General features: G+C 65.6%; 10 protein-coding genes. 3 read left to right on the top strand and 7 right to left on the bottom strand.

Annotated features, from left to right (window positions below; genetic code table 11):
* From BKA10_RS12335 to BKA10_RS12325, 3 genes are read left to right on the top strand one after another with little or no spacing between them, the layout of a single operon-like run.
* Window positions 1-2220, top strand: coding sequence for a heavy metal translocating P-type ATPase (locus BKA10_RS12335; RefSeq protein WP_206686888.1), 2220 nt, complete (start codon window positions 1-3; stop codon window positions 2218-2220).
* A gap of 16 nt (window positions 2221-2236) precedes the next feature.
* Window positions 2237-2551 (top strand): metal-sensitive transcriptional regulator, encoded by a 315-nt coding sequence (locus tag BKA10_RS12330; RefSeq protein ID WP_183500158.1) that lies wholly within the window; start codon window positions 2237-2239, stop codon window positions 2549-2551.
* A 41-nt stretch (window positions 2552-2592) separates the two neighbouring features.
* Window positions 2593-2844 (top strand): SHOCT domain-containing protein, encoded by a 252-nt coding sequence (locus tag BKA10_RS12325; RefSeq protein WP_183500157.1) that lies wholly within the window; start codon window positions 2593-2595, stop codon window positions 2842-2844.
* A gap of 64 nt (window positions 2845-2908) precedes the next feature.
* Here BKA10_RS12325 and ccsB read toward each other — a convergent pair whose 3' ends face one another.
* Genes ccsB through BKA10_RS12290 form a run of 7 tightly spaced genes read right to left on the bottom strand, consistent with a single transcriptional unit; the run spans window position 2909 to window position 13463 of the window.
* Window positions 2909-3937: a c-type cytochrome biogenesis protein CcsB gene (gene ccsB / locus BKA10_RS12320; protein WP_183500156.1), complete on the bottom strand. Its 1029-nt coding sequence runs from the start codon at window positions 3935-3937 to the stop codon at window positions 2909-2911.
* Between the two features lie 2 nt (window positions 3938-3939).
* Window positions 3940-5649 (bottom strand): cytochrome c biogenesis protein ResB, encoded by a 1710-nt coding sequence (gene resB, locus BKA10_RS12315; protein WP_183500155.1) that lies wholly within the window; start codon window positions 5647-5649, stop codon window positions 3940-3942.
* Window positions 5630-6454: a cytochrome c biogenesis CcdA family protein gene (locus tag BKA10_RS12310; RefSeq protein WP_183500154.1), complete on the bottom strand. Its 825-nt coding sequence runs from the start codon at window positions 6452-6454 to the stop codon at window positions 5630-5632. Before BKA10_RS12310 ends, resB begins: the two co-directional genes overlap by 20 nt.
* On the bottom strand, window positions 6451-7116 hold the full coding sequence (locus tag BKA10_RS12305; RefSeq protein WP_183500153.1) for a TlpA family protein disulfide reductase: 666 nt from the start codon (window positions 7114-7116) through the stop codon (window positions 6451-6453). The genes BKA10_RS12310 and BKA10_RS12305 overlap by 4 nt, the downstream gene beginning before the upstream one ends.
* A 1-nt stretch (window position 7117) precedes the next feature.
* Complete coding sequence (locus BKA10_RS12300; RefSeq protein WP_183500152.1) at window positions 7118-8149, bottom strand: type II glyceraldehyde-3-phosphate dehydrogenase; 1032 nt, start codon at window positions 8147-8149, stop codon at window positions 7118-7120.
* Window positions 8146-11070 (bottom strand): glycosyl hydrolase family 65 domain-containing protein, encoded by a 2925-nt coding sequence (locus BKA10_RS12295; RefSeq protein ID WP_183500151.1) that lies wholly within the window; start codon window positions 11068-11070, stop codon window positions 8146-8148. The genes BKA10_RS12300 and BKA10_RS12295 overlap by 4 nt, the downstream gene beginning before the upstream one ends.
* Window positions 11067-13463 carry a heavy metal translocating P-type ATPase gene (locus BKA10_RS12290; protein ID WP_241740208.1) on the bottom strand — a complete coding sequence of 799 codons (2397 nt, stop codon included), beginning with the start codon at window positions 13461-13463 and terminating at the stop codon, window positions 11067-11069. Before BKA10_RS12290 ends, BKA10_RS12295 begins: the two co-directional genes overlap by 4 nt.
* Window positions 13464-13515 lie beyond the last annotated feature (52 nt).

Genomic DNA, 13515 nt, shown 5'->3' with positions numbered 1-13515 from the left:
ATGACCGACCCGCACGCGCACGAGCACACGGCTGACCTCGCGGACACCGACCCGCACGCCGGCCACACTGAGGCAACCCGCGGGCACCAGCACCACGCCACCGACACCGTCACCTCGCCTGACGACCCCGCCACTCACGACCACGCTCACGCGCATCCGATGCATACCGCCGACTCCGGCGCGGATGAGCACGCAGGCCACGGCGGGCATGGGGACCACGGCGGTCACGCGGGGCATGGCGCCGACCACGTCGCCCAGTTCCGCAAGCTGTTCTGGATCAACCTGATCCTCGCGGTTCCGGTCGTCGGGTTCTCCAGCATGTTCGCCATGCTGTTTGGATACGAGATCCCGGACTTTCCCGGCGCGAACCTCATCGCCCCGGTGCTCGGCACGGTCATGTACGTCTGGGGCGGGTGGCCGTTCCTGACCGGCGCGATCAGCGAATTGCGTGCCCGCAAGCCGGGGATGATGATGCTGATCGGGCTCGCGATCACGGTCGCGTTCATCGCTTCGTGGGGTGCGAGCCTGGGTCTGCTGGACCACGAGTTGGAGTTCTGGTGGGAGCTGGCGCTGCTGATCGTGATCATGCTGCTGGGGCACTGGGTGGAAATGCGCTCCCTCGCGCAGACCACCTCAGCGCTGGACTCTCTGGCGGCGCTGCTACCTGATGAGGCGGAACGGGTCGAGGGGGACCTGATCGTCAAGGTCGCCCCCGACCAGTTGCGGGTCGGGGATGTTGTGGTGGTTCGGCCTGGCGGCAACGTGCCTGCTGACGGTCGCGTCGTCGATGGCCGCGCGGACATGGACGAGTCCATGGTCACCGGGGAGTCCCGACCGGTCGCCCGTAGCGTGGGCGACCCGGTCACCGCTGGGACCGTCGCCACCGATTCAGGTCTCCGGGTGGAGGTCACCGCGATCGGCGATGACACCACCCTCGCGGGGATCCAGCGGCTGGTCGCTGACGCCCAGAATTCCACCTCCCGGGCGCAACGCATCGCCGACCGCGCCGCCGGCTGGCTGTTCTGGTTCGCGCTGGCCGCCGCCGCGATCACCGCGATGGTGTGGACGCTCGTCGGCAATCCCGATGCTGCGGTCATCCGCGCCATCACCGTCCTGGTCATCGCCTGCCCTCATGCCCTCGGACTGGCCATCCCGCTCGTGGTCTCCATCGCCACCGAACGCGCCGCCCGCGGTGGTGTGCTGATCAAGGACCGGCTCGCGCTCGAGAGCATGCGCAACATCGACGCCGTCCTGTTCGACAAGACGGGCACCCTCACCAAGGGCGAACCGACCGTCACCGGCATCGAAACCATCGGTCCTCTCGACGAGGACGCCGTGCTCGGCCTGGCGGCCGCGGCAGAAGCCGACAGTGAGCACCCGCTGGCCAAGGCCATCGTCCGTGCCGCGACCGAACGCGGCCTCACCGTCCCCCCCGCCACCAACTTCTCATCCTCCCCCGCGGTGGGTGTGACCGCGACGGTCGAAGGACAGGAGGTCCGCGTCGGTGGGCCGTACCTGCTCGATGAGATGGGCGCTGGGGAGGTGGAAGCCGCCGGGCGATGGCGCACGGACGGCGCGATCATCCTGCACGTCGTTCAAGATGGCGTCGTCATCGGCGGGCTCGCGCTTGCCGATGAGATCCGTCCGGAGTCGCGTGAGGCTGTCGACGCGCTCCACAAGCTCGGCGTGCAGGTCGTCATGATCACCGGCGACGCCGAAGCCGTTGCCAACGCGGTCGGAACCGACCTCGGCATCGACCGGGTCCTCGCCGGGGTGCGTCCTGAAGATAAAGCCGCCAAAGTCGCCGAGCTGCAGCGAGAGGGGATCAAGGTCGCGATGGTCGGCGACGGTGTCAACGACGCCCCCGCCCTCGCGCAAGCGGATGTCGGCATCGCCATCGGTGCCGGCACGGATGTCGCGATCGCTTCCGCGGGCGTCATCCTGGCAAGCTCCGACCCCCGCTCCGTGCTGTCGGTGATCGAGCTGTCCCGGGCCAGCTACCGGAAGATGAAGCAGAACCTGTGGTGGGCCGGCGGTTACAACCTCATCTCGGTCCCGCTTGCCGCGGGGGTACTCGCCCCCGTCGGATTCGTGCTGCCGATGTCGGTCGGTGCGATCCTGATGTCACTGTCCACCATCGTCGTCGCGCTCAACGCCCAACTGCTGCGCCGTCTCGACCTGAGCCCGGAGAACAGCACCCGGACAATCCTGAACCGCTGAACCAGAAGGTAACGACATGACCACCACAGCCCCCCACAGCGGCGAGCACACCCACGGTTACATCACCGACAAGGACAAGTACCTCAACCGGATGAAACGGATCGAGGGACAGGCTCGCGGCATTCACAAGATGATCGATGACGAGAAGTACTGCATCGACATCCTCACCCAGATCAGCGCCCTCACAAGCGCCCTGCAGGTCGTCGCGGTGGGCCTGCTCGATGATCACCTGAAACACTGCGTCGTCGACGCCGCCCGCGCTGGCGGCGCCGAAGGCGACGCCAAGATCCAGGAAGCCAGCGACGCTATCAAGCGGCTGGTCCGCTCCTGACACCGCGGTAGCATGCGAAAAGAACGGATCGGAGATCGCTCATGATGTGGGATTACGGATACGGCGCCTGGTGGATGTGGATCCCGGGGCTGCTGCTGACGCTTCTGATTGTTGCCGGAATCGTGGTTCTGATTGTGTTTGCTGTGCGCTCGTCCGGCCGAGCGGACACGGCAGCGTCGGGTGAGCCGGATTCGGCCGGGCGCATCCTCGACGAACGGCTCGCCCGAGGCGACATCACGATCGAGCAGTACCGAGAACTGCGCTCCACGCTGAACCAGGGCCGGCGCGGTTAGCAGCAACCGGCCGTCGATCACAGGTCCGACCCTGTGATCGCGAGCACGCGCAGCCGCTGCGGCGTCAGCTGAGCCCGGAGTACGCGTGCAGACCCTTGAAGAACACGTTCACGATCGAGAAGTTGAACAGCACCGTCAGGAATCCGACGATCGCTAGCCATGCTGACCGGGTGCCTCGCCAACCGCGAGTAGCACGAGCGTGCAGATAACCCGCGTAAACGACCCAGATGATGAAGGTCCATACCTCTTTGGTGTCGAACCCCCAATACCGCCCCCATGACTCCTGCGCCCAGATCGCACCGGCGATGAGCGTGAACGTCCAGAACGCGAATCCGATCACCACGAAGCGGTACGCGAGCGTCTCCAGTGTCTCGGCGCCGGGGATCATCAGAAGTATCCGCAACGTCCGTGGTCTCTTCTCCGCCTTCGCCCGACGCGCTGTCGCCCTCTCCCGGCGAGCCTGCAGCAGTTGCAGCACGGAGATCGCGAAAGCGAGTGCGAAGAACGCCGTCGCCAGCGACGCCACGAAGACATGGATCACCAGCCAGACAGACTTCAGCGGGTCCATCAGCGGTACGACCTCGACGTAGTATCCGAGGGTCGACCCACCCAGAAGCACCACCACCAGGCCGACCATGAACGTTCCCAGGAACCTGAGGTCATAACGGATCAGCACCGCCAGGTAGACGGCGGTGATGAGCAACGTGCCGGTCAACGCGAATTCGTACATGTTGGACCACGGCACTCGCTCTGCAGCGACTCCCCGCAGCACGGTCGCTCCGAGATGAAACACAAACGCCAGCCACGTCAGCGATGTGCCGATGCGCGCCCACATCGGCCGCGCACGCTTGGGTGAGTCCGAAGAAGCGGATGCCGCTGCCTCTTCGAGTCCGAGGATACCCGTCGCCGCCGATGCGGCAGCGGCGCCGACCAGTGCCGGCTCACGTACTGTCGCTCGTGCAGCAACGGGCTGCGGGCTGGATCGGAAGGCGATATCGAAGCTGTACGCGACGAACGCCAAGGCGTAGATGAGGATCGCCGTCCACACCAGCAGCACCGACACCGAATCCAAAGAAAGGGTTTCCGGAAACATCTTCACTCCTTTTCGTTCACCGGCTCAGTGCGTACTCGCAACGCAGTCAGGTGACGGTCGACCACGAGAGCCAAGGCCTTGCCGAGGGTCGGGTCCTCACCTCGCGCGAGAGCCGCGTACTCGAAGTTCACGTGCTTTCCCGACGGGGTTGCTTTGACCCACACCCGCCGTCGGGGCACGAACAGGGCGGTGAGCAGACCGGCCAGGGCGAGCAGTGAGAAGGCAAGTACCCAGATACCAGAAGGGTCTCGCTGGATCTGAAGCGATGCGAAGCGTTTCACCGAATCGCCGACATCGCCGGTGGCGGACTCGTTCTCAAACGTGATGGTGCCCCAGCCGTTCGGCAGGTCCGCCGTCTCCCCCGGACGCAACTCGATCGAGTCCACGCCCGTGTCACCGCCGGTCAGCTGCGTCATCTCCCCGACTTCCAGCGTGTACACCGACCGGGGAGTCCCATCATCGATACCAAGGCTTCCCACGAACACGTTGAAGGTGACGACGGGATAGATCAGGTCAGGGAACACAGAAGTGTACGCACCGGAGGTCAGTTCCTGCTGCGTGGGATACAGGAATCCGATCAGCCCGATCTGCTCGGGCAACCCGTCAGCGACCTTCACCACCCCCAGCGAGGTCATCGTCGCGTCCTGCGGCAGGAACGGCTGGGACTCGCGGTACACAGTCTCACCATCCGGGTTACGGATGGTGATGGTGGGCGCGTACCCGTTGCCGAGAAGGAAGATGTTGTCGTCACCGATTCGGAGTGGATGATTCACCCGCACCTGTTGCTGCTGGTTGGTGCCGTCGGGAGCCCGGACGCTGAGGTCGGCGACGAAGTCCCCGGCTTGGCCCGCGCCCGGTTCACCGGCAGCCTGGTAGCGGACCTGAAAGTCGTCGAGCGTGACCGCATACGGGGTCAGGTCGGAACCGTCGACGAAGCGGCCCGGGTTGAAAGAGGAATAATCTCCCAAGGCGTTGAGAAAGGTCGTGCCCTCCACAATCACCCGTTGTCCGGTGTAACCGAACCCGCCGCCCACCCCAACGGCGACCAGCACCCCTACCAGAGACGCGTGGAAAACGAGGTTGCCGGTCTCACGAAGGTAGCCCCGCTCCGCCGAGACCGAATATGTGCGACCCGTGTCGTAGCGCGCGACTCGGTACCCGTTCCGGCGCAGCTGCTTGGCCGCAGCGCCGATCGCTTCACCGGCCGCCTGCTCTGCGCGGCCCGCATCGTCAATGGTGAGTTGCCGCGAATCGTGATGAGCCAGCCGCGAGAGGCGCACTGGAGTGCGTGGAGGAGTGCCACGCAGCGCCTTGGCATGATGCAACGTGCGCGGGATGATGCACCCGATCAGTGAGGTGAACAGCAGCAGGTAGATGGCCGAAAACCACGGTGACGTGTAGACGTCGAACAGTCCCAGTGCGTCCACCGTGGGGAATGCGTCCGGGTTGTCGGTGCGCCATTGGATGACACCGTTGGGGTCGGCGCTGCGCTGCGGGAAGAGTGACCCTGGGACGGCCGCGATAGCCAGAAGCAGCAGCAGGACCAGGGCCGTGCGCATGCTGGCCAGTTGCCGCCATGCCCACCGCAACCAGCCGATCGGACCCAACGACGGTTGGGTGATCTGCGGGAACACGTCGACCGCGTCGGCGTGGTCACCCGGACGCAACGGAGCAGTATCGCGGTCGTGGAGGTCAGATGGGGAGCGGGACACTGAGGAACACCCCCTGCAGTTGCGACATCAAGGCGGTCCACAGCCCGGTCACCATCAGCAGCCCCAGCAGGATCAGCATGGCGCCGCCGAAGGTGTGCACTGCCCTGATGTGGCGACGCACGAACGCCACCGAGCGTGTCGCCCATCCGAAACCGAGGGCGAGTAAAACGAACGGGATGCCCAGTCCCAGTGAGTAGGCCAAGCCAAGGACCGCGGCACGGGCCGGGTCGCCCAGGTTCCAGGAAACCGCGAAGATCGCTGCGAGCGTGGGGCCGATGCATGGGGTCCAGCCGATCCCCAGCGCGATGCCCAGCAGCGGCGCACCGAGAACCCCCATACGTTGACGAAGCTGCGGCCGGACGGTGTGCTGCGTGAACCGGAAGAAACCGAGGAACGCCAGTCCGAGCGCAATGACGAACACGCCCATGATGCGGGCGAGAACGTCCGCATACTCGAGGAAGAAGGAGCCGAAGAAGCTGCCGATAACGTTCACGGTGATGAACACGGCCGTGAAGCCGGCGATGAACAGCAACACCCCTGGCAGCAGACGAGAGCGAGTCACGACCGCGTCCTCGACCGCGACGGCCGTGCCCCGGGGCCCGTTCTCGGGTCGATGAGGGGAAGCCGGATCCACGGTTGCGGAGATCCGTTCCTGCTGTGGCGTGACGGCACCTCCCAGGTAGCCGAGGTAGCCGGGCACGAGCGGGAGGATGCAGGGCGAGGCGAACGAGACCAGGCCTGCGAGCACGGCCAGGGGAACGGCGATCCACAGCGCCCCGTCGGCGATCAGTGCGCCGATGTTCACGTTGTCTCCTGCAACGCGTCTGCCACCAGGGCCGACAGGATCGACGCGGACTGTAGCTCGCCGATGATGCGGGCAGCAACCCGGCCCTGCCGATCCAGCACGAGGGTTGTCGGTGTCGCCTGGATGGGGGTCACCGCTGCGAACGCCTGCGAGACGCTCTTGTCCACGATGTCGATAACACTCGGGTAGCTCACGCCGTTGTCCGCGGCGAACGATTCGGCGGTGGAGGGTTGGTCGTAGATGTTCACGCCGAGGAATGCGACATCGTTGCCCTGGTGCGTCTGCCACACCTCTTCCAGCAGCGGGGCCTCCACAATGCACGGGCCGCACGCCGCGTACCAGAAGTTCACTACGAGCACCTGATCGACGAAATCGTCGCTGGATACGGCGTCGCCGCGTTCGGTCACGCCCGCGAAACGGACCGGTTCCCGGCGCTCCGCCGGGGGAATCTCGTGGACGCGGAGGTCACCCGAAACGAACTCCTGTGTGCCAGCGGACCCTGCCTGCGCGGCCTCCAGGCCGCCACCGGCCGAGCAGGAACTCAGGGTCAGCGCCAACACAGCGGCGCCAATCAGGACACCCAGCCTGCCTTTTGGCCAAGCCGGCCGCCGCGTGGCGGATTGTTTGCTCGCACCGAGACGGACCAGATCTTGCCGTGTCATGTCAGCGAAACCCCGCGCCCAGGCCCAGCGCGGTGTCGGTCCGTGAGATGGACTCGTTCGCGTCGGGCACTTGCCCTGTCAACGCGCGGATAGCGTCGATGTTGTCGGGGATGACGATCGCCTGGTTGTCGACCATGTACGCGTAGAACAGTTCATCGCCCTGCACCGTCAACATGTCCTCCCACACGGCAACCTCATACAAGCTGTCGCGAGGCCGGCCCAGATCTCCCATGAGCTCTTTGACAACGTTCGTTGCGGTGAGGCCATCCGCGGTGTTGATCAACGCGATGCGGTTGGAAGCGCGGAAGGCTGCGACGACCTCTTGTTTAGCCGCCGGTCGGGTGAGTTGGACGCTCCAGTAATGCAGGTGGGCGATGGTGGTGGGTACCTTGACCGCCATGGTGACCACGTCGAGGTCTGGGTCCACGCTTCGCGCATCCGGACCTTGGTGGCTTGGGATGCGGGGTTCGGGGACGATGGTGTTCATGATGCCGCCGCGTTCGCTTTCCCAGGGGTCGGTGGCGCGGCGCAGCAGAGTACCGCGAGCACGCCGCAGCAGCCCGGCGGTTTTCAGCGCGGTGAGCGTGCGCACAATCGAGGTGGTGTTGCAGGACACCACACGGGTCGCATCCCGACCGACGGCGCCCGCGTAGGAGGATTCGGCGACGAACGAGTGCCCGGTGACCGCATGCTTCTCACCGCCTTGGACCAGGAACTTCACCCCCCGAGTGCGGTAGGTCTTCACGTTTTCGGCGGCGACGTGCTTGGGAGTGCAGTCCACGACCACATCCACCTGGTCAAGTAGGTCGTCGAGCAATCCGGCAGGGGCTAGACCCGTCTCTTTCATGACCGCCAGCCGGTCGGGGGCCGTGGCATAGACGGCAATGCCTTTTTCGATAGCGGGCCAGATCCGCCAGTCCGCGGCGATGTCTGCCACACCGACCAGCTGCATGTCTTCCTGTTGCCGTACTGCGTCGGCGACCCGCTTGCCGATCACGCCGTAGCCATTGATGGCGACTCGGATTGTGCTCATCGCTCTGCCTTTCTCTCGGTAACGGTTGGGGAGGGTGCGGTGACTGTGCTGTCACCAGCCAGTTCGTGCCGTATCGCACCCATGCGCACTCCGACGGGGACGGCGGTGGTGGGTGCGGCGCGAACGACCAGCTGGGTGTGCGTCACGGTGACGGCGAGGCAATGTCCGCGGTGTTGGATGGTGAAGCTCACTCCGGTGAGGTGCTCGGGGAGGGACGGGGAGAAGCTGAGGTCGCCGCCGTTCAAGGTCAAACCCGCGAAGGAGCGCACCACGATGTCCGCCGTGCCAGCCATCGCACCCAGATGAACCCCGTGCCGCGTGGTGCCGCCTTGCGTATCGTCCAGATCCGCCACCAGTGCTTCCCGGAACAGGTCCCAGGAATGCGCGGGATCGAATGCCGCCCAGACCGACGCGTGCACGACCCGACTGAGCGTGGACCCGTGGGAGGTGCGGCCACTGTAGTACTGCAGGGTCCGCCGCAGGTCGTCACGGGTGAGGTGGTACCCCATTTCCGCGAGCTGTTCCCGCAGGCCGTCTGCGCCCAGCAGATACAGCAACATCAGCACGTCCGCTTGCTTGGACAGCTTGTAACGGTTGGTGGCGTCCCCCTCGGACTCCAAAATCAGATCCAACCGGCCGATGTTGCCGTACCGGTGCCGATAACCGGCCCAATCGAACTCAGCCAGACGGTCGTACCCGGCGAACTGGCTGATGATCCCGTCCTCATGGAACGGGACGGACAAGTCGCGGCGCAGTTGCTCCCAGCGTTGCAGGTCCTCGGTGGTGATCTGGAGACGGTCGGCGACGTCGTCCCAGTAGTGACCGTCCAGATGCTCGCGCGCCCCGGCCAGCCGTGCGAAGAGCCAGGCCGTCAGAACATTCGTGTACGCGTTGTCGCGCAGCCCCTCTCCCGGCGCTTCGGGGTATCCGTCGTGATATTCGTCAGGTCCCATCACGCCGTCAATGTGGAACCGCTCGTCCGCCGGGTCCCAGGTCGCACGTGACGCGAAGTACCGGCCGACTTCGACCATCAGGTCAGCACCGCGGGTGGCGAGCCAGGGAAGATCGCCGGTTTCTTGAAAGTACTGCCACGCCTCGAATGCGATCGCCAGCCCGACATGACGTTGCCGCAATGAGTTATCGGGCATCCACCGGCGGGAACGTTCGTTGTAGAGCTGTTGCGGGGTTTCCTCCCGCCCATCGCTGCCGCTCTGCCACGGGAACTGCGCCCCGACCCCACCATCCGCTCGCGCCGCCTCCCGTGCCGCGTCCAACCGATACCACCGGTAATCCAGCAACCCGCGTGTGATCTCGGGGAGACGTTGACCCAGGACAGGGAGGACGAACATCTCATCCCAGAAGATGTGTCCGCGGTAGCCTTCACCGTTCAGGCCACGCGCGGGTACTCCCGCGTCGACACGACTGGTGTGGGGGGAGATGGCCTGCAGCAGATGGAACAGGTGAAGGTTCAGCATCAGTTGGGCATCGGGTTGCCCGTGCAATCGCACTTCGAACAACTGCCACAACCTCTGCCACGCCGCCTGGTGGCGTTCCAGGAGGGTGTCGAAGTTCTCGGTGTGGCGGCGCAGAACAGCCATCGCACCGTCCCGGGCGGATGCGATCGCCGGGTCCTGGGAGGTCACCAACGCCGCGATCTTCACCATGCGGATGGGGGTACCGTCGGTGACCAGCAGGTCGAATTCCTCCGTTGCGCTGGAGGTGCCTACGTGTCGTTGGCGGGCGAGGACGTCATCGGCGCCATCGACCTCGGTGCGGATGGCAAGGGCGATCCGGGTCCCGCTCTGGGTGGTGTCCACTTCGCACACGAGCACGTCGTCGACAACGGTGAAGTCTGGTGGTGTGAGATGGGTGGTAACCGGCGTTCCGGTGTTCGCGTTGCGGATCGCTGCGTCCACGCCGGCGCGAACGCGCACGCGGCCACTCCAGCCCCGCGGGGTCAGCGTGGTCTCCATGGCGACCAGATGCGGGTCCTCCATCGACGCGAACGTGCGCTGAACGATGTCAAGGTCACCGGAACGATCTTTCAGGCTGACAAGGCGGGTCAGCACTCCCCGGCGCAGGTCCAATCGTCGTTGTTCGTCGGCGTGGCGGGCCTGTTGCTCCGACCACCAGGGGCTGTCGCCGAATTGGACATCGAAGGGCAACCAGCTCGGCAGGTTCACCATGTGCTCTTCGTCGACCTGGTGGCCTTCCACGTCTACTCGCGTCCGGTTGAACACGCCCGCAACATACGTGCCGGGATAGTGCACGCCGTCGTCCCGTCGCTCCGGGTGCGCCGATCGGAACCCGAGATACCCGTTTCCCAGTGCTGTCAGAACTTCACGGTGGCCTTCATGCATGGGATCGAACCCGTCGTATCCGAGCACCCACGGGCCGGAGCGAGAGACACCGAGATCGAGTTCGGCAAGGTCACCGACCACCACCATGGCCCCGGCATCCTCCAGGTGCTGTCGAGAAGCCCTGCCACGGACACCGACCACGAGACCGAATCCCGCCGAGCGGGCGGCTCCGGCGGTGTCGGCCGACGCGGTGATGACGACGACCTCGCGGGGCAACACCTCTAATTCCTCCGCGGCCTTCAGCAGCATCGTCGCCGACGCTTCGTCCCCGGCTCGGTCACGGATGACTACGTCGAAGAGAGCGGGATTGTGTTCCGCATTCGCATCGGGACCATGGCGGTCCCCGCTGATGATGAGCGCGGTTCTGAATCCCGCCGCGCGCAGTCTCGCCACCAACGTCATTGCGCTCTCGGTGGCGGCTCTGGGCCAGACGCCTTCGTGTTCGAGCTCGACGGGCGGGTCGAGCGTTTCGTGGAGAAACAGCGCAGCGGAATAGCCCGAGACCGGTGGGTCAGCGAATACGTACTCGCTGATGCGTTCTACCCGTTCGTCGCTGGTCACGCTGATTCACCGCCGGGAAGCTCAGCGTTCGTTGCCGCCTGGTGCGATTGTGGGATGTCGGTCTGCGCAGGCAGCAGGCGCTTCAGGAGGAGGGCGTTGACGGCGACGATGACGCTGGAGCCGGACATGCTGATCGCCGCGATCGCGGGGGTGAGCATGATCCCGAAGGCTGGATAGAACACGCCGGCCGCGATCGGCAGGGCGATCGCGTTGTACCCGATCGCCCAGGCGAGGTTCTGTCGCATCTTGCGGAGTGTGCCTTTGCCGATGCGCAGGGCCACAGCCACATCCATGGGATCGGAGCGCATCAGCACCACGTCGGCAGTCTCGATCGCCACATCGGTGCCCGCGCCGATCGCGACTCCGAGGTCGGCCTGGGCGAGCGCGGGAGCGTCGTTGACACCGTCACCGACCATCGCCACCGTCTTGCCAGCCTTCTGCAGCTCGGCAATCCGTGCGCTCTTGTCTTCGGGGAGGACATCGGCGATGACCGTGTCGATGCCCAGCAGCGCGGCGATCCGCCGGGCGGTCGGCTCGTTGTCACCAGTAAGCATCGCCACTTCGACGCCGTTCTCGTGCAACGCGTCGATGGCCGCTTTCGCGGTGACGCGGGGGGCGTCGGCTAACGCGATGACCGCGGCGATCGACCCGTCGACGGCGACCAGGATCGCGGTGCGCCCCGATGATGCCAGTTCCTGCTGGGTCGCTTGGAGCGGTCCGATGTCGATGCCTTCCTGGGCCATCAGGCGGGTGTTGCCCAGCACGATCCGGTGCCCGTCGACAGTGGCGACCGCCCCCTGGCCGGTGATGTTGCGAAATGCCGTCGCCGTGCGATGAGGGATGTCGCGGGCATCCGCGTATGCGACGATGGCGCGGGCCAGCGGATGCTCCGATTCACGTTCGGCGGCGGCCGCCAGCGATAGCAGCTCGATGTCGTCAGTGCCGATGGGTATGTAATCGGTGACTTCTGGTTCACCCTGCGTGAGGGTGCCGGTCTTGTCGAAGACGACGGTGTCGATCCGTGCGGCGGTTTCGATCCCGGTGGCGTTCTTGAACAGCACACCCCGTTTCGCACCCAGCCCGGTGCCGACCATGATCGCGGTGGGGGTGGCCAGGCCCAGCGCGTCGGGGCAAGTGATCACCACCACCGTGATGGCAAACAGCAGCGCGGTCGGCACCGTTGCACCGACGAGCAGCCACACCAGGAAGGTGGCCGTACCGCCGATGAGCGCAACGAGGACGAGCCAGAACGCGGCCCGGTCGGCGAGGCGCTGGCCGGGGGCTTTGGAATTCTGCGCCTCCTGCACCAGCTGGACGATCTGCGCCAGCGCGGTATCGGCGCCAACCTTGGTGGCGCGCACCCGCAACGTGCCATCCGTGTTCACCGTCGCCCCGATCACCTCCGAGCCGGTGGTCTTGGTGATCGGCATGCTTTCGCCGGTGACCATCGACTCGTCCACCTCCGACTCGCCATCGATGACGACACCGTCGGTGGGGATCTTCCCACCGGGACGGACCAGCATGACGTCGCCGGGGAGGACCTCCAAGGTGGCTACCTCCAGCTCACGACCATCTCGGATCACCACCGCCCGCGGCGGAGCCAGCTCCAGCAGGGTCCGGATCGCGTCGTTCGCTCCGCCCCGGGCACGCATCTCCACCCAATGCCCCAGGAGCACAAACGTCGCCAGCATGCTAGCGGCCTCGTAGAACACCTCCCCGCCCCCGGTGATGGTGACGACCACGCTGTACAGCCACCCGGCACCCACCCCGACAGCGACCAGCACCATCATGTCCAAAGTCCGTGCCCGCAACGCCCGCCAGGCGCCGTCGAAGAATACCCACGCGGAGTAGAAGACCACTGGCAGCGACAGGATCAGCGAGAACACGTCATCGCGCAACCCGAACGGGGCTGGCACGGTGAAGCCGAACACATCCCGTCCGATGGGAGACCACAGCACGATCGCCACTGACAGCACCGCGGCGACAATGAACCGGTTGCGCATGTCCCGGATCATCGACTCCATCGACGCGTCCGCTCGATGACCGCCATGCCCCATCACATCCTGCGGTGTAGGCGTGGTTGGCGCGGTGCGGCCCTCGTGTCCGCCATCGTGCGTGGCGTGCTCGGCGTGTTCGGTGTACTCCCGATCAGTCACCTGTTGATCGTGACCGGTGGGGTCGTGAAGCGGGTCGCAGATGTGGTCGGGTACCGACCGCCCGGCGCAGTGGTATCCGCAGTCGAGCACCTCCTGTCGCAATCGCGGAACGGAGGTGACCGCCGGGTCGTAGGTGACGTTCGCGGTTTGCGAGACCGGGTTCGCCTCGACGGAGATCACTCCTGGCTGACGAGACAGGTGCGCCTCGGGCACGTTCTTGGACGACGCTCGGATCATTCCGCCCACCTCGAGGACGGCGGTCTGCGTGTTCTCGCTCATGATGGTCCTT

It is taken from the genome of Microbacterium invictum (genome assembly GCF_014197265.1).
Taxonomy (GTDB): domain Bacteria; phylum Actinomycetota; class Actinomycetes; order Actinomycetales; family Microbacteriaceae; genus Microbacterium; species Microbacterium invictum.
The sequence above is the reverse complement of the archived record's forward strand: the minus strand, read 5'-3'. Positions and strand labels throughout refer to the sequence as shown.

What these genes read in the sequence shown, in the direction of transcription:
- BKA10_RS12300 (WP_183500152.1), bottom strand. Translation starts at nt 8,149, where the DNA reads ATGAGCACAATCCGAGTCGCCATCAATGGCTACGGCGTGATCGGCAAG.
- BKA10_RS12330 (WP_183500158.1), top strand. Translation starts at nt 2,237, where the DNA reads ATGACCACCACAGCCCCCCACAGCGGCGAGCACACCCACGGTTACATC.
- BKA10_RS12325 (WP_183500157.1), top strand. Translation starts at nt 2,593, where the DNA reads ATGATGTGGGATTACGGATACGGCGCCTGGTGGATGTGGATCCCGGGG.
- BKA10_RS12290 (WP_241740208.1), bottom strand. Translation starts at nt 13,463, where the DNA reads ATGATCCGAGCGTCGTCCAAGAACGTGCCCGAGGCGCACCTGTCTCGT.
- BKA10_RS12335 (WP_206686888.1), top strand. Translation starts at nt 1, where the DNA reads ATGACCGACCCGCACGCGCACGAGCACACGGCTGACCTCGCGGACACC.
- ccsB (WP_183500156.1), bottom strand. Translation starts at nt 3,937, where the DNA reads ATGTTTCCGGAAACCCTTTCTTTGGATTCGGTGTCGGTGCTGCTGGTG.
- BKA10_RS12305 (WP_183500153.1), bottom strand. Translation starts at nt 7,116, where the DNA reads ATGACACGGCAAGATCTGGTCCGTCTCGGTGCGAGCAAACAATCCGCC.